Origin of the sequence: Teichococcus wenyumeiae, from assembly GCF_003696345.1 — a bacterium.
Classification (GTDB): Bacteria; Pseudomonadota; Alphaproteobacteria; order Acetobacterales; family Acetobacteraceae; genus Pseudoroseomonas; species Pseudoroseomonas wenyumeiae.
In genome coordinates this window covers 1-15,217 of sequence record NZ_RFLX01000031.1, presented here as the reverse complement: position 1 = coordinate 15,217, position 15,217 = coordinate 1, and the positions used below count along the sequence as shown (strand labels likewise).

The following is a 15,217-nucleotide window of genomic DNA, read 5'->3' as shown; positions in this document are numbered from 1 at the left end:
TCACGCCCTCCCCAGCACAAGGGAGCAATGGGCGGAGAGGATGCCGCCATCGCCATGCACGAAGGCCAGTTCCGCGTCGCGCACCTGCCGCGCCGCTGCCTCTCCCCGCAATTGGCGCACTGCCTCCACCACATGGAAGAGGCCGCCGGCCGCGCCGGAATGCGCATAGGACATCAGGCCGCCATGGGTATTGCAGGGCAGCCTGCCGCCGAGGTCCAGCGCGCCGGCCAGCGCCGCAGGCCCGGCCTCGCCTTTCTCGAAGAAACCGATGGATTCCAGTTCCACCAGCAGGGTCACGGTGAAACTGTCGTAGATCTCGGCCACGTCGATATCGGCGGGCGTCACGCCCGCGCGGCCGAAGGCCTGGGCGGCGCTGTCGCGGCAGCCGAATTCCGTCAGGCTGGGGGCGGCGAGCAGATGTTCATGCGTGTTCTTCTGGCCCGTTCCCAGTACCGTGACCGGGTGCCGCGCCGTGTCCCGCGCCGCATCGGGCGCGCTGATCACCAGCGCCGCGCCGCCATCGGAGATCAGGCAGCAATCCAGCAGCCGCAGCGGTTCCGCGATGGGGCGGCTGGCCAGCACATCGGCCACCGTGATGGGCGCGCGCATCTGGGCCTTGGGGTTGCGGCCCGCATGGGTGCGGCTGGCGACCGCCATGGCGGCCAGATGTTCCGGCGTGGCGCCGTATTCATCCATATAGGCCCGCGCCACCAGCGCATAGAGCGCGGGGACAGTGACGCCAAAGGGCCGCTCGAACTGCGGATGCCCGACCTCCGACAGCGCCGCGACGGCACGGTCGCGGGACAGGCCGGTCAGGCGGTTGTCGCCCGCCACAACCAGCACATGGTTGCAGATTCCCGCTTCGATCAAGGCCGCCGCCTGCATCACCATGATGCAGCCGGTCGCGCCCCCCGCCTGGATCGCCGCCGAATAGGCCGGCTGGATACCGAAATATTCGCAGAAGACCGAGGCCAGCATCAGATGCGGCTCGGTAAAGGAATAGGCGCAGAGCACGCCATCGATGTCACCGGGCCGCAGCCCCGCATCGGCCAGGGCGAGCCCGGCCGCCTCGGCATGCAGGCCCATGCAACTGGAGCCGGGCAACTCGCCTACCGCTGTATCGGCAGCGCCGGTGATCACGGCGGGGCCGCGGCTCATGCGCCATGCTCCGCCGGATGCGTCATGCTTTCCCTTTCGCCAGAGGGTTTCGGAGATGGCTGCAGAGCCGGCGCATCCTGTGCAGCAACCCGCATCATGGCCGGCTTTCCTGCATGGGGATGGCGGTGCCGACCATCACCGGCTCCCCACCCTCGTCGCGCACCCAGACGTCGTAGCCCGGCCCGTCCTCACGCGCTGTACCGCCGGCCGTGACACGCGTGCCGGAGAGCACCGGCCGCACAAAGCGGATATCCAGCGAGACAGGCACCGCGGTGCCCAGGCCGCGCCGCAGCGACTGCCACAGGAGGTTCAACGAGAGCATCCCATGCGCGATGGGTTTGCCAAAAGGCGTGGCGGCCGCAAAGGCTTCGTCCACATGCACCGGGTTGAAGTCACCGGTGATCTCGGCATAGGCCAGGATCTCGTCCCGGCCGATGACACGGCTCACCAGGGGCAAGGGCGCCAGGGCGGTGCTCATGCCGCCCACAGCACGGTCATCCGGCCCTGGAATGCCGGCCCTGTGCTGCCCCTGGTTTCTGTTGCCAGCGTGACGCGGCGCCGGTCCCGCCGGATCTCCTTGGAGACGCAGCTCACCGTCGTGACCAGTTTCTCTCCGATGCGAGGCAGTCTGAGCAGGTCGAAGTGCTGCGCCGCGTGGATATTGCCTGGTGGGCGCCGGGGAATCACCTCTCCATAAGCGCGCATGGAAACGACCGCGATCATGCCATGGGGCATCAGATCGCTCAGGTCGTCGTCCGGGAAAAGGCGGCACCACTGCGCAACCGCCTCCGCATCGACCGCACAGGTCGCACTACCCAGGCTCTGGCCCGGTACGAAGTCATCGTAAAGCATGCGGGGTTCGCTGCGAGGCTGTGGGATGCCTTCATGCGTGGTGATGGGCGTAGCAGCCGTTTCCTTCAAGGCGCTTTTCCATTCTCTGTTAAGAATGCACGTTCTTGATCATAGGCTATGACCTGCGTGCCGAGGACGTCAAATCTTCTCTCGGATCAACGCCTATGTTCTTGGATAGAGATGACGCTGGCTTTGCAGCACCGGATGCCACAGCGGGATCAGTGGAGGCGCTTCAGGGCGAAGGGTTGATGCGCAGCCTTCTCTGCCTCGCGCTGGACAGGACTCGCGCCATCCCAGGAACAGCGTTCCAGGGCGGACGCTGACAGGGACAAGTGGCGTCCTGCATCCCGGTGCTCTTAAGGCCTCGCCGGGAGCATCCAGGATCGAACGGCAACAAGACTGTCCAGCGGCCCCATGATAGGAATAAATTGACATACCCCGTAAACCAGCTTAGGCTTTTGCATCATCGCGGTACTTCCGCAGCCAGCGAGGCCAGTTGAATATCGGAGGTGAAACCCCGAACGGGGCCGGTAAGCGTGGCCTTTGGCTTTATTCCAGGCGGGCTTCCATGCTCCACGGCCCCGGAAGCACGATCAGCACCCCTGATAAGTGCGGCGCTACTGCCGCTTCTGCTGTCAAATCGCATCTAACAGCCACCACATGCTGCTCTTGGAGTGTTCCGATTCGTCCAGCAGACGGATTCGCGGGAGTTTTGGAGCCATTAGCCCGAGTCGAAGCAGCTGGAGGTATCAAGCGCAGATGCGCTTCCAGTCGCCACCAGGGGTAGAATTCGCAGCTAGAGGGGGTTTTTGGAGGCGAAAGCCCGAATCTTCCTTCCCTTTTCGGAGGTGAAAACCCGAACCTTGGCTCTCGCGATCCGTCTACGGTTATGCATGCTGGCGGCTGGAACAGAGCAGCACACCCATTTTCCGAGTCATGGCACGCCAGTCACCACCGCGGCAGGAGGCCCCGAAAGCCCCCGATCAGGCCCCTTCCCTGCCAGCGCAGGGCAAGGCCTCCGCGGCCGCGCGTGCGCGCCGCAGCCGTGACCACACGCCAGACCTCTTCGACAGCCCCCTGCACGGCAAGGTGCGCGGCCAGCGCAGCGTCATGGCCTATCCCTTCTTCCACCTGGGCAAGACCGCCGCGACACGCGAGGTGCTGCGCTACGATGATGGGCAGGTGCGGATCGAGGTGGCGCCAGGCCCGGCCGGCATTGCCACCATCTATGACAAGGATCTGATCCTCTACATCGCCTCCCTGATGGCGGAGAAGCTGCGGCGGGGCGAGCTGCGGCCGGACGACCCCAAGCCCGACCGGGAATTCACCTTCACCGCGCATGACTTCTTCCGCGTCGCCGGGCGTGACACGGCAGGCAAGGCCTACGACCGGCTGCTGCAGATGCTGCAGCGACTGCAGGGCACCCAGGTGCGGACCAATATCGAGATGGCGGGAGAGGGCACCGATGGCGTCTTTTCCTGGATCGATGCGGTGAACACCCGCTACCGCCGCAATGCGCGTAAGGAGAAGGAGCTGGTCAGCGTCTCCGTCACGCTTTGCGCCTGGCTCTATCGCGGCATCCTCAACGACACGCGCCTGCTGACCTTCGCGGACGAGTATTTCGACCTCGCGCCGCTGGAGCGCCGCCTCTACGAGATCGCCAAGTCCGAGGACGTGGACGAGGCCGGCTGGTCGATCGGCATCGAGGATCTGCATGCGCGCGTCGGTACCCGTGGCCTGCTGCGGCATTTCGGCCAGTTCCTGACCGAGCTGGAGCAGAACCACCGGCTGATCGAGTTCGATATCGCCCTGCATCGCCCGCCTGCGGAACCGCAGCGGCGCGGCCGCCCTGGCTATGACGGCACCATCGTGACCTTCACTGCCCGGGCGAAGACCCCCCTCCCCCGCCGCTTCATCGCGGCGGCGGTCGAGGAACACCAGCCAGAGACGGAGGACGGAGCCGCGACAAGCGAATCCTGAAAACGCAAAACCCCGCTCTGCAAAGCGGGGCTTGCTGAACATACCGAGACGGCCGTGAAGGCCTAGACGGATGCCCTGGACAGTCATTCATCTAGGTTCTCACCACGGCTTTGGTCAAGTGCGAAAGAGCTTTTCGCGCTAACGAGGGCGTGTGCCCGCCTCGGTTCATCTCTACCGAAGGAATGGGCAACGTGGAAATTCACTCATTTCCGCGGCAGGAGAACTGTGGGCTGCGCAAGCTGACCACGAATCACCTCGTCGCGGCGCGGCTGGCGGAACAGGCGGCCGGACTCCCGCCCGGTGTGAAGCACCCCAACCAGTTGCTGGCGGCGATGCGCCGCGCGGCACCTTATCTGGGCTATACCCGGCTGCTGCCGCTGATGGAGACGCTGTTCCGCTGGACCCAGCCGCAGGACTGGGCACCGGGCGCCGAGCCCATCGTCTGGCCGAGCAACGAAGAACTGGCGCTGGCGCTGGATTGCAGCGAGCGGCATGTCAGCCGGCTGATCGCTACCGCGATCGAGGCGCGGCTGATCGTTGCCAAGGATGGCACGGACCGCAAGCGGCGCGGCTGCCGACAGGACGGGCGCATCCTCTGGGCCTGGGGGTTCAATCTGCGGCCGATGGCGGCGCGCCATGCCGATTTCGTGCAGGCCGCCGAGGCAGGCGAGCGCGCGCGCCGGCTTTGCCGCGATCTCCGCCGGCAGGCGGGGCAAGCCCGGCAGTTCCTGGCGCAGTTGCTGGGGCTGGCGCAGGAACGTGGCCTGCCTACCGTCGCGCTCGAAGAGCAGGTCGCGGCGGCACAACAGATAGCCTCGGCCCTGCGGCGGTCGGAGGAGCCAGCGAAGCTCGAAGCGTTGGTCGCAGCCTTGCAGGCCCTCGCGGCCAAGGCCCGCGAGGCGCTCGAGGAGGCGGTGGAAAGCGCGAATATGTCAGGCTCGGCTGACCATGATGTCAGGCCCAAATTACTTACGAAAACACCCACTGAACCCGAAGGGTCTACTGTAGCGGCTCAGGAAGAGGTGGCACCGACCCCTGCCCTGCCCATCCAGCCCGAAATCAGGCTGGCGGAAGACGGGTTCAGGATCTCGCCCGCCGAGCTGGTGCGGTTGGCCCCGAGGCTGGAGAATTGTCTGGGAACACGACAACCCGGCTGGAGCGACATCGCCGACGCGGCCTCGTTGCTGGCGCAGCAGCTTGGCATCTCGCATGGGCTTTACGGTGAGGCCTGCCAGATGCTCGGCCGGCATCCGGCCGCCGTGGCCATCGCCATCATCTCCACCAAGCAGGCCGGGCATTTCCACAGCACAGGCCCTGGAGGCTATCTGCGGGGCATGTTGCGGCGGGCCGGCAAGGGCGAATTGTTCCTGGACCGCAGCATCCACGGGTTGCGGGAAGCGGCGGGCTATCAGCGCCTGGGACAGTTGACGGCCGTCAACTCGGCGCCCCGTTCTGCTCTGGCTTCCATGGCGCCGCGTAAGGTGCGATATTGAGCGGCGAATGCTTCAGCCGTCGCATCTGCGAGTAGAAATCATGGATAGCTTGACCGGCAACCGTAAAGCGGTCGCGGATATCGACACCATCATCAGCGCTCAGGCGCAGGAGCTATCCGAGAAGCTGCAGGCGCACCGGCTGGACCTCTTTCCACCGGCCGCCGAGAAGCCCTTGCGGGCCTTCCAGGCGGCGGAAGTGGCCAAGCTGCTGGGCGTGAAGAGCGGCTATCTGCGGAACCTGTCGCTGGAAGGGAAGGGGCCTGCGCCCAGTGTTACCAGCACCGGCCGCCGTTCCTATACCGCCAGCCAGATCCAGGAACTGCGCGCTTATCTGGAGGAAAACGGCCGCGCCAGCCGGCGCTATGTGCCGCACCGCCGCGGCAAGGAGCACATCCAGGTCGTCGCCGTCGTTAACTTCAAGGGCGGCAGCGGCAAGACCACCACCACGGCGCATCTGGCGCAGCATCTGGCGCTGACCGGCCATCGGGTTCTGGCGGTGGATCTGGACCCGCAGGCCAGTCTTTCCGCTCTGCATGGCTTCCAGCCGGAATTCGATCTCGGCCCTAACGAGACACTTTATGCTGCATTGCGGTATGACGATGAGGCGCGGCCGCTGCGGGAACTGATCCGGCAGACCAATTTCCCGGGCCTCGATATCGTGCCGGCCAATATCGAGCTGATGGAGTTCGAATACGACACGCCCCGCGTGCTGGCCACGCACGAGGGCGGCGCCACAGGGCGGGATTTCTTCGCGCGCCTCGATGGCGCCTTGTCCACCGTGGCGGATGACTACGACATCGTGGTGATCGATTGCCCGCCGCAGCTAGGCTATCTCACCATGGCCGCGCTCTGCACGGCAACCGCCGTGCTGATCCCGGTTCATCCGCAGATGCTGGACGTGATGTCCATGTGCCAGTTCCTGCTGATGCTGGGCGATGTGCTCGGGCACCTGAAGGCGGCGGGTAGCAGCCTGCGCTATGACTGGCTGCGGTATCTGGTCACCCGCTACGAGCCCAGCGACGGGCCGCAGACGCAGATGGTGGCCTTCATGCGCTCGCTCTTCGGCCAGCATGTGCTGACGCATCCGATGCTGAAAAGCGTCGCGATCTCGGATGCCGGCATCACCAAGCAGACGCTTTATGAGGTGGAGCGGCGCCTCTTTACGCCCGCCACCTACGACCGCGCCATGGAATGCCTGGATGCCGTGAACGGTGAGATCGAGGAACTGATCCACGCAGCCTGGGGGAGAAGCTGATGGCCCGGAAGAACCTGCTGGCCGGGCTGACGCAGCCAAAGTTGACGGCCGTCAACTCCGAACCTCCGGCGCCTCGCGCGGCGCCTCTGCCCTTCACCAGCCGCGGCGCGGTCGGTGCCGTCACCCGCAGCATCGATGACCTCGCAAACCGGGCAAATGCGGCCAGGGAACTGGAAGCCCGCCTGACCTCCGGGCAGGTGATTGTTGAACTTGATCCTGCCTGCATCGACGCCTCCTTTGTCATGGACCGCATGGCGCAGGACGACGAGGAATATCAGGCGCTGCGGGACAGCATCGCGAAAAGCGGGCAGGATTCCCCGATCCTGGTGCGGCCGCACCCGACCGAGCCGGGGCGCTTCCAGGTTGCCTTCGGGCACCGGAGGCTGCGCGCCGCACGGGACCTAGCCAAGCCGGTACGTGCCGTGGTGCGGCCGCTCTCCGACCGTGAACTGGTTCTCGCCCAGGGGCAGGAGAACAGCGCGCGGGCCAACCTGTCCTTCATCGAAAGGGCGCGCTTCGCGCATCGTCTGGAAGAGGGCGGCTACGACCGCGAGACGATCATGCTGGCGCTAAGTGCTGATAAAACAACGGTTTCCCGCCTGATTACCGTTGTGCAGCGCATTCCGGCGGAGGTGATCGAGGCCATTGGCCCGGCGCCTGCCACGGGGCGCGACCGCTGGGTGGAACTGGCCGCCGCCTTCCATCAGGGGCCGCCGCCGGGCGATCTGACGGCGCGGCTGGCGGGCAAGGACTTCCATTCGGCGGAAACGGATGCACGCTTCCAGCAGGTGCTGGGTTGGCTTACGGAACCGGCGCCCGCCAGGAGCATCGGGGAAGGGGAGGGCGCGCGCCGCGATAAGGAGCCCGCCCGCGCCTGGGTTCATTCCAGCGGCGCCAAGGTGATGAAAATCCAGTCCACGGACCGGGCCACCACCTTGGCGATCGACCGCACCGCCGCACCAGGCTTCGACCAGTTCCTGCTGGAACAGATGGAGGAGCTTTACTCCCGCTTCCTGGCCGAAACCCAGCAGCGCGGGCGCAAGAGGCGAACCGGCGCATAGGGACAGGAGGGCTGAGGCAGGCGAGCCGTCGAAATCCTGGCGTTGCCCGCCTTTCAGCCGACAAGGGGTGCTGCCTTCCTGTAAGGCAGTATCGGTACCTTTACAGGTTTCCCCCGCCTTCAAGCCTGACGGAAGCGAGATGCGAGGGGCGTGCTGAAGCGCCGAGGCATTGAGCGCATCACACGTGCAACCAGTGCCCTGACCCCGCATTGCTCAGCTTCCTGGGGAAGGGCAAGGCATGATGCATGCGCGGCGGTACCGGTGCGCGGCGGCGCGGGAGGCAGGGGCATGATCCACAACCTCGCCAAGCGGGCGCATGACCGCAACTGGAGCCTCGACCCCATCGTCCGGTCCCTGTTGGACACGGACTGGTACAAGCTCGCCATGCTGCAGTTCATCTGGAAGCATTTCGCCGGCACTCGGGTGCGCTTCACGCTGATCAACCGCACCAAGGCGGTGCGTCTGGCGGAAGTGGTGGACGAGGTGGAACTGCGGCGGCAGCTCGACCATGCACGGGGGCTGCGCTTCACCAAGTCGGAGCTGATCTGGCTGGCCGGCAATACCTTCTACGGGCAACGCAACATCTTCTCCCCAGCCTTCATCGAGTGGCTGGCCACGCTCGCCCTGCCGCCCTACCGGCTGGTGCGGGAGGATGGTCAGTTGCGGCTGGACTTCGAGGGCGCCTGGGAAGAGGTGACGCTCTGGGAGATCCATGCCCTGGCCATCGTCTCGGAACTGCGGACCCGCCACGGCTATGCGCAGCTCGATGAGATGGACCTCGATATCCTCTTCTCGCGCGCCAAGGCAAAGCTCTGGTCGAAGGTCGAGCGGCTGGCCGGCGTCCCGGGCCTGAGCTTCGCGGACTTCGGTACGCGGCGGCGGCATTCCTTCCTCTGGCACGAATATGTCGTCAGCCTGCTGGCGGCCAAGCTGCCGGGGGCCTTCTCGGGAACCTCGAACACCTATCTGGCCTACAAGCATAACCTGGAAGCCATCGGCACCAATGCGCATGAGCTGCCGATGGTGCTGACCGCCCTGGCGCGGCTGGGGCGGTTGGGAGAGGTCGGGGTCCAGGAGGCGCAATACGAGGTGCTGCGCCTCTGGCAGCAGATGTATGGCGGCGCCATGCAGGTGATGCTGCCGGATACCTATGGTTCGACCCAGTTCTTCCAAAATGCGCCGGACTGGCTGGCGGACTGGAACGGCGTGCGCCTCGACAGCAAGGACCCTTACGTGGGGGGGAAGGAGGCACTGGCCTTCTTCGCCGCCCGGGGCCGTGACCCGGGCAAGAAGCTGCTGGTGCCCTCGGATGGCCTGGACGTGGACCGCATCCTGGGCCTGCACGCCACCTTCGGCGGCAGCATCCAGCCCGGCCATACTGCTGCCGACTTCGCGGATGCGCGGGATTTCCAGGACTCTGCCAAGTGGCGGCATGAGCCGCGCTGCCGCATCAGCTCCGGCATTGGCACCAACCTGACCAACGACTTCTCCGGCTGCTCCCCCGGCAATGCGGCGGATTTTGCGCCGATCAGCCTGGTCTGCAAAGTCACCGAGGTGGAGGAGCACCCGGCCGTGAAGTTGAGCGACAACTACACCAAGGCGACCGGCACCGCCGAGGAGATCGCCTATTACCGCTCGGTCTTCGGCAGCGCGGGTTTGGCGGAACTGCCGGTCACGACCTGATCCAGGCCTTCAGGACATCCCGGCGAGGAATTCCGCCAGCAGGGCGTTGAAGATCGCCGGGCGCTCGAAATAGGGCGAATGGCCGGAGCACTCGACCTCGACATGCCGCGCCCGCGGCATGGCCGCCGCGAAATGCGGCGCCACGGGCGAGGGGAAGACCACATCTTCCGCCCCAGTGACCCAGAGCGTCGGGATGGCGATGGCGGCGAGGTCGGAGGCAGGGCGCGTGCGCGCGGCCATGAGGCGCCCGCGCAGGCTTTCCTTGTCCAACTCGGTGCTCAACTCGTCGATGGCGCGGTAGAGGAAATGCAGCGCCGGCTGTTCCTCGGCAGCGCGCAGCCCGACGGCGGGGTGGATGCCGCGCGCGGCGCCATGCCGCAGCGCTTCCTGCGCCCGAGCGGACCAGGCTTCGAAGGCTGCTGCGCCCTCGCTCTGGCGCGGGTCGATGGGGCCGGAGGTGGCGGAGAGCACCAGCGCCTTGAGCAGCCCGGGCCGCGACAGCGCCAGGTCGATGCCCGTCCAACCGCCCATCGACTGCCCCACCAGCACCGGGTCGCGCAATTCCAGATGCGCGATCAGCGCCTCGAGATCCCCGGCGTAATCCTCCGGGCGCGGCCCGCCGGGCGGCGTGTCGGAAGGCGCGAAGCCACGATGGCTGAAGGTGACGCAGCGATGCGTGGCGGCGAAATGCGCCACCTGCTGCCACCAGGACATGTAGTTGCCGCCCAGCCCATGAGCGAAGATCAGCGCTGGCCCCTCGCCCGTGACCTCGTAGTAGATGCGGCAGTCGGGCCTTTGCAGATAGCCGCGCTGGCGCGGGGCGGTGCCGTCTTGCAGGGCAAAGGGCTGGGTCGGGAAGGTGGTCATGATGCCTCTCGGAGGACCGGAGGCATCAGCTTGCTGGCAAGGCTCACGCCTGTCGAGACGGCTGGCATGGCGTGGCGTCACGCCGCCTGGTTGTTCTCCTCTTCCCGTTCCATCAGGCTGCCGCGATAAAGGGCGGCGATGAGGTCCGACTGGGCGATGATGCCGCGCAGCCGCCGCTGCGCATCGACCACAGGAACATGCCGCAGCCCTTGGTCCGCCATCAGCGGCACGAGTTGCGCGACATGGGTGTCCTCCGCCACCACGCGCACCGCCGGCGGCATGACCTGCGCGACAAGCTTGGGCTGCCGCGCGGCGCGTACCCGCGGCAGGCCGTGGATGAGGTGGCGCAGTCGCGTCCGCAGCCCGTCATAAGGGTTGAGTTCCGGGCTCTTCATCATGTCGGCATCCGAGACCATGCCGGCTACCCGGCCATCGGCATCCACCACCGGCAGGGCGCGGATGTCATGCCGGCGCAGCAGCCGCCAGGCCTGGGCCAGCGGCGTGCCGGGCCGTACCGCCACCACATCGCGCGACATGATGTCGGCGCAAGTGATCTCGCCGAAGCGGCGGCGATAGGCATGCATCTCCGCCTGCTGCACGAGGTTCTCGAGGTCCTCGCGGCTGACATCGAGGATCTCGTCATGCTGCCGCAGGGCGGCATCGAGGTCCCGGGCTTGCAGGCCCAGGCGCTCCGTCGGCTGCAGGTCGGCGGTCTGGTGCGGGTGGCGCGGCGCTGCCTGCTGCCGGTGCGGATAGGCGCGGCGTGTGGCGTTGTTGTAGGCGAGGGCTGCGAACATCAGCACCAGTGAGTTCAGCGCGACCGGCGAGAAGGCGAAATGGTAGCCCGCCGCCGTCACCGCCGGCCCTCCCAGCACGGTGGTCAGCGCGATGGCGCCGCCGGGCGGGTGCAGGCAGCGCAGCGTGAACATGGCGCCGATGGCCAGCGCCGCCGCAAGCGGCGCGGCCAGCAGCGGCTCGGCAATCCAATGCGCGCAGGTCACGCCCACCAGCGCCGAGACGGTATTGCCGCCGATGATCGACCAGGGCTGCGCCAACGGGCTGGCCGGCACCGCGAAGAGCAGCACGGCGGAGGCACCCAGCGGCGCGATCAGCACCGGCGGCAGCCCGGCCGAGCCCGCCAGCCAGGTGCAGGCCAGGCCGGTGACCACCAGCCCCGCCAGGGCGCCGCAGCAGCCGCGCAGCCGCTCGGCCAGGCTGGCATTCATCGGGGCCGGCAGAAAAGCCCGCAACCAGTCACGCATCATTCGGCAGGGGTCTCGACGGGGGAGGGGGGGGCTGCCCAGGGCCGGCGGGGGCGAGGCCGAGCCGCGCCGCCATGGCCTGCCGGTGCGGCGGCCCCAGCAGGTCCGCCAGCGTGCGGCTGTCCAGCACCGCCATGAAGCCAGCCAGGGCCTCGCCCAGCAGGGATTGCAGCCGGCAGGCGTTGATCAGGGCGCAGCCGCCGCCCGTGGCCGTGGGCTGGAAGCAGGCCACCAGCGCCATGTCCTCCTCGGTGAAGCGGACCACATCACCGATGCGGATCTCCTCCGGCGCGCGTGCCAGCCGCAGGCCGCCACCCTTACCGCGCGTGGTCTCCACGAAGCCGCCACGCCCGAGTTGATGCACCACCTTCACCAGATGGTTCTCCGAGATGCGGTGTGCCGTCGCGATCTCCCGGATGGAGACGCGGCGGTCCTGCCGGAGGCCGAGATAGATCAAGGCCCGCAAGGCATAGTCCGTGTAGAGGGTCAGGCGCATCCTGAAGATGTAGCAGCTTTACATCTTCTATGCAGCGCGACATAAGGTGGATTGTTGATACACCTTATGAGGCCAACATGCCCCGCCAGCTCAGCGACCAGACCATTGCCGTGGTGAAGGCCACTGTTCCGGCCCTGGAGGCCCGTGGCCTCGACATCACTCGCCGCATGTATGCGCGGATGTTCCAGAACGAGGCGATCCGCGACCTCTTCAACCAGTCCCACCATGGGGAGACGGGCTCGCAGCCCAAGGCGCTGGCGGCCGCGGTGCTGGCCTATGCCCAGAACATCGACAACCTGGGCGTGCTGACGGCGGCGGTGGAGCGCATCGCGCAGAAGCATGTCGGCCTGAACATCCTGCCGGAACATTACCCCTTCGTGGCCGAGGCGCTGCTCGGCGCCATCCAGGACGTGCTGGGGGAGGCGGCGACGCCCGAGATCCTGGGCGCCTGGGGCGAGGCCTACTGGTTCCTGGCCGATGTGCTGATTGGGCGTGAGCAGCAGATCTATGCCGAACATGCCAGTGCGCCCGGCGGCTGGAACGGCTGGCGCGACTTCACGGTGCGGGACAAGACGCGTGAGAGCGACATCGTCACCTCCTTCACCCTGGCACCCGCCGATGGCGGCAAGGTGCTGCGGCACCAGCCCGGCCAGTACCTGACCTTCTGGCTGGAGATCCCCGGCCATGCGCCGCTGAAGCGGAACTACAGCATCTCCTGCGCCCCGGATGACCGGCAGTACCGCATCAGCGTGAAGCGGGAGCCGCGCGGCGTCGCCTCCAACTGGCTGCATGACATGGTGCAGCCGGGCGCCCGGCTGAAGGTGGCCGCACCCGCCGGCGAGTTCTTCCTGCCCGGCGTGCCGCAGCGGCCGGTGGTGCTGCTCAGCGGCGGCGTGGGCCAGACGCCGCTGATGAGCATGCTGCAGACCATGGCGGCGATGCCCGGCACGGCGCCGGTGCAGTTCATCCACGGCACGCTGTCCGGCGCCACCCATGCCCTGGGTGCCGAGGCGCGGTCCCTGGCGGCGGCTTCCGGTGGCCGCATCAGCACCACCACCTTCTACGAGCATCCGCGCGCCGAGGATCGGCAGGGGCTGGACTACAACCATGCCGGCCGCATCACGGCCGAATGGCTGCAGGCGCATACGCCGGGGGCGGAGGCGGATTACTACCTCTGCGGCCCGCGTGAGTTCCTGCGCGTCTTCACCCATGCGCTGGTGGCGCAGGGCGTGCCGGCGGCGCGCATCCATTACGAGTTCTTCGGCCCCGCCGACGAGCTGCTGGCCGCCTGAACACCAGGGCCGTGCCGCCGAGTGGCGGCGCGGCCCCGGCCGTTGTCAGACTTCCTCCACCAGCCCGCCATGCTGCAGCACGGCGCGCAGGTGGTGGTCGGTGTCGCCGAAGAGCAGTTCCGCCGTGGTGAGGCGCTTGAAATAATGCCCGGCGCGGTATTCCCAGGTCATGGCGATGCCGCCATGCAACTGCACCGCTTCTTCCCCCACCAGGCGGCCGCACCGGTTCACCTCCGCCTTGGCGGCGGCGATGGCGGGGCGGCGCTCCACCGGGTCAGGCTCCTCGGCCATCATGGCGGCATACATGGCCATGGACCGCGCCTGCTCCACGGCCACCAGCATATCCGCCGCGCGGTGCTGCAAGGCCTGGAAGGAGCCGATGGAGACGCCGAACTGCTGCCGCGTCTTCAGGTAATCCACCGTCAGTTGCTGCAAGGCTTCCATGGCGCCGAGCGAGTCCGCGCAGATCGCCGCCAGCGCCGTATCCACCACATGGCTCGCCAGCCCCAGCCCGTCGTCCACCGTGCCCAGCACCCGCTCCGCCGGCACCTGCACGCCGTCGAAGCCGATCTCCGCCAGGCCCTGCCCATCCTGCGCCGGCATGGCGCGGCGGCTGACGCCCGGCGCATCCGCATCCACCAGGAAAAGCGTGATGCCATGGGCATCGCGCCGCGCCCCGGCGGTGCGCGCCGTGACCACCAGCAGGCCGGCGGCATCGCCACCCAGCACCACGCCCTTGCGGCCGTTCAGCACATAGCCGCCATCGGCGCGCGTGGCGCTGGTGGCGACATCGTGCAGGTCGTAGCGCGATTGCCGCTCCAGCTGCGCGAAGGCCATCTTCAGCGAGCCATCGGCAATGCGCGGGATGAATTCCTGCCGCTGCGCCGCACTGCCGCCCAGCCGCAGGAAGCCGCCGCCCAGCACCACCGTGGGCAGGTAGGGCAGGGTGATCAGCCCGCGCCCGATGGCCTCCATGACCAGCATGGTCTCGACCGGCCCGCCGCCGATGCCGCCATCCTCCTCCGCGAAGGGGACGGCCATCACGCCCAGTCCGGCCAAGCCATTCCAGAGCGCGGCATCGTCCGGCGCCGCGCCATGCTGCCCCGGGTCGCGCTGGTGGTCGGCCGCGAAGCGGTCGATGCTCTCCTTGAGGAGACGCTGTTCCTCGCTCAGGTCAAAGTCCATGGCGATGTCTCCCGTCAGAGGCCCAGGAAGGCTTTGGCGATGATGTTGCGCTGGATCTCGTTGGAGCCGCCGTAGATCGAGACCTTGCGGTAGTTGAAGTAGAGAGGCGCCACGGCATCGGCCCAGCCGGGCGCCACGGGCGGCTCGTTCCAGCCTTCCGGCGCCCCATGCTCCGGCGCCGGCACCGCATAAGGCCCGGCCACTTCCAGCAGCAGCGCCGTGGTGGCCTGCTGCAACTCGGAACCCCGGATCTTCAGGATGGAGGAAGCCGGGTCTGGCTTGTCGGCATCACGGTGGCGCTGGTTGGCCACCACCCGCATCTGCGTGATCTCCAGCGCCTTCAGGCTGGCCTCGATGGCGGCGACGCGGCGGCGGAAATCCGGATCGTCCCACAACACGCCATCGCCGGCCGGCGTTTCCCGCGCCAGGCGCTTGGCCCGCGCCAGCCGCTGCTTGGAGAGGCCGATGCGCGCGATGCCGGTACGCTCATTGGCCAGCAGGAACTTGGCGTAGTCCCAGCCCTTGTTCTCCTCGCCCACCAGGTTCTCCACCGGCACCTCGACCTCGTCGAAGAAGACCTCGTTGACCTCATGCGCGCCGTCGATGGTGATGACCGGGCGCACGGTGATGCCG

At 67.4% G+C, this 15,217-nt stretch carries 14 protein-coding genes; 6 read left to right on the top strand and 8 right to left on the bottom strand.

Annotated features, from left to right (window positions below; genetic code table 11):
- The 3 genes from EBE87_RS22940 to EBE87_RS22930 form a co-directional block, all read right to left on the bottom strand.
- Entirely contained in the window at nt 1-1,158 is a 1,158-nt protein-coding gene (locus EBE87_RS22940) for a thiolase family protein (protein ID WP_120637905.1), read from the bottom strand.
- Between the two features lie 94 nt (nt 1,159-1,252).
- Nucleotides 1,253-1,636: a MaoC family dehydratase gene (locus EBE87_RS22935; RefSeq protein WP_120637920.1), complete on the bottom strand. Its 384-nt coding sequence runs from the start codon at nt 1,634-1,636 to the stop codon at nt 1,253-1,255.
- Nucleotides 1,633-2,079: a hotdog family protein gene (locus EBE87_RS22930; RefSeq protein ID WP_147426032.1), complete on the bottom strand. Its 447-nt coding sequence runs from the start codon at nt 2,077-2,079 to the stop codon at nt 1,633-1,635. Before EBE87_RS22930 ends, EBE87_RS22935 begins: the two co-directional genes overlap by 4 nt.
- A gap of 867 nt (nt 2,080-2,946) precedes the next feature.
- On the opposite strand from EBE87_RS22930, the gene EBE87_RS22925 reads away from it, so the two are divergent.
- The 5 genes from EBE87_RS22925 to EBE87_RS22905 all read left to right on the top strand — a co-directional run bounded on the left by EBE87_RS22925 (nt 2,947) and on the right by EBE87_RS22905 (nt 9,482).
- Nucleotides 2,947-3,990, top strand: coding sequence for a replication initiator protein A (locus tag EBE87_RS22925; RefSeq protein ID WP_120637907.1), 1,044 nt, complete (start codon nt 2,947-2,949; stop codon nt 3,988-3,990).
- 191 nt (nt 3,991-4,181) lie between these two features.
- Nucleotides 4,182-5,483: a plasmid replication protein RepC gene (repC, locus tag EBE87_RS22920; RefSeq protein ID WP_158600862.1), complete on the top strand. Its 1,302-nt coding sequence runs from the start codon at nt 4,182-4,184 to the stop codon at nt 5,481-5,483.
- 40 nt (nt 5,484-5,523) lie between these two features.
- The gene (gene repA / locus EBE87_RS22915; RefSeq protein WP_120637909.1) at nt 5,524-6,738 is read left to right on the top strand and encodes a plasmid partitioning protein RepA; all 1,215 of its coding nucleotides are present in this window, start codon (nt 5,524-5,526) and stop codon (nt 6,736-6,738) included.
- Nucleotides 6,738-7,799, top strand: a complete 1,062-nt coding sequence (gene repB / locus EBE87_RS22910) for a plasmid partitioning protein RepB (RefSeq protein WP_199707296.1) — start codon at nt 6,738-6,740, stop codon at nt 7,797-7,799. Before repA ends, repB begins: the two co-directional genes overlap by 1 nt.
- A gap of 288 nt (nt 7,800-8,087) precedes the next feature.
- Nucleotides 8,088-9,482 (top strand): nicotinate phosphoribosyltransferase, encoded by a 1,395-nt coding sequence (locus tag EBE87_RS22905; protein WP_120637911.1) that lies wholly within the window; start codon nt 8,088-8,090, stop codon nt 9,480-9,482.
- A gap of 9 nt (nt 9,483-9,491) precedes the next feature.
- Here the strand turns inward: EBE87_RS22905 and EBE87_RS22900 are convergent, their stop codons facing one another.
- The 3 genes from EBE87_RS22900 to EBE87_RS22890 all read right to left on the bottom strand — a co-directional run bounded on the left by EBE87_RS22900 (nt 9,492) and on the right by EBE87_RS22890 (nt 12,107).
- Nucleotides 9,492-10,349 (bottom strand): alpha/beta fold hydrolase, encoded by an 858-nt coding sequence (locus tag EBE87_RS22900; protein ID WP_120637912.1) that lies wholly within the window; start codon nt 10,347-10,349, stop codon nt 9,492-9,494.
- 77 nt (nt 10,350-10,426) lie between these two features.
- Entirely contained in the window at nt 10,427-11,599 is a 1,173-nt protein-coding gene (locus EBE87_RS22895; protein WP_199707298.1) for an HPP family protein, read from the bottom strand.
- Between the two features lie 4 nt (nt 11,600-11,603).
- On the bottom strand, nt 11,604-12,107 hold the full coding sequence (locus tag EBE87_RS22890; protein ID WP_120637914.1) for an RrF2 family transcriptional regulator: 504 nt from the start codon (nt 12,105-12,107) through the stop codon (nt 11,604-11,606).
- A 77-nt stretch (nt 12,108-12,184) separates the two neighbouring features.
- On the opposite strand from EBE87_RS22890, the gene hmpA reads away from it, so the two are divergent.
- Nucleotides 12,185-13,399, top strand: coding sequence for an NO-inducible flavohemoprotein (gene hmpA, locus EBE87_RS22885; protein ID WP_120637915.1), 1,215 nt, complete (start codon nt 12,185-12,187; stop codon nt 13,397-13,399).
- A 45-nt stretch (nt 13,400-13,444) separates the two neighbouring features.
- On the opposite strand, the gene EBE87_RS22880 is transcribed toward hmpA, so the two are convergent.
- Nucleotides 13,445-14,584, bottom strand: coding sequence for an acyl-CoA dehydrogenase family protein (locus EBE87_RS22880; protein ID WP_120637916.1), 1,140 nt, complete (start codon nt 14,582-14,584; stop codon nt 13,445-13,447).
- Between the two features lie 14 nt (nt 14,585-14,598).
- A partial coding sequence (locus tag EBE87_RS22875) for an acyl-CoA dehydrogenase family protein (protein ID WP_267898275.1) occupies nt 14,599-15,217 on the bottom strand: 619 nt, incomplete at its 5' end.

Coding starts and splice junctions, on each gene's coding strand:
- EBE87_RS22940 (WP_120637905.1), bottom strand. CDS start 1,158: ATGAGCCGCGGCCCCGCCGTGATCACCGGCGCTGCCGATACAGCGGTA.
- EBE87_RS22935 (WP_120637920.1), bottom strand. CDS start 1,636: ATGAGCACCGCCCTGGCGCCCTTGCCCCTGGTGAGCCGTGTCATCGGC.
- EBE87_RS22925 (WP_120637907.1), top strand. CDS start 2,947: ATGGCACGCCAGTCACCACCGCGGCAGGAGGCCCCGAAAGCCCCCGAT.
- repA (WP_120637909.1), top strand. CDS start 5,524: ATGGATAGCTTGACCGGCAACCGTAAAGCGGTCGCGGATATCGACACC.
- repB (WP_199707296.1), top strand. CDS start 6,738: ATGGCCCGGAAGAACCTGCTGGCCGGGCTGACGCAGCCAAAGTTGACG.
- EBE87_RS22905 (WP_120637911.1), top strand. CDS start 8,088: ATGATCCACAACCTCGCCAAGCGGGCGCATGACCGCAACTGGAGCCTC.
- EBE87_RS22900 (WP_120637912.1), bottom strand. CDS start 10,349: ATGACCACCTTCCCGACCCAGCCCTTTGCCCTGCAAGACGGCACCGCC.
- EBE87_RS22890 (WP_120637914.1), bottom strand. CDS start 12,107: ATGCGCCTGACCCTCTACACGGACTATGCCTTGCGGGCCTTGATCTAT.
- hmpA (WP_120637915.1), top strand. CDS start 12,185: ATGCCCCGCCAGCTCAGCGACCAGACCATTGCCGTGGTGAAGGCCACT.
- EBE87_RS22880 (WP_120637916.1), bottom strand. CDS start 14,584: ATGGACTTTGACCTGAGCGAGGAACAGCGTCTCCTCAAGGAGAGCATC.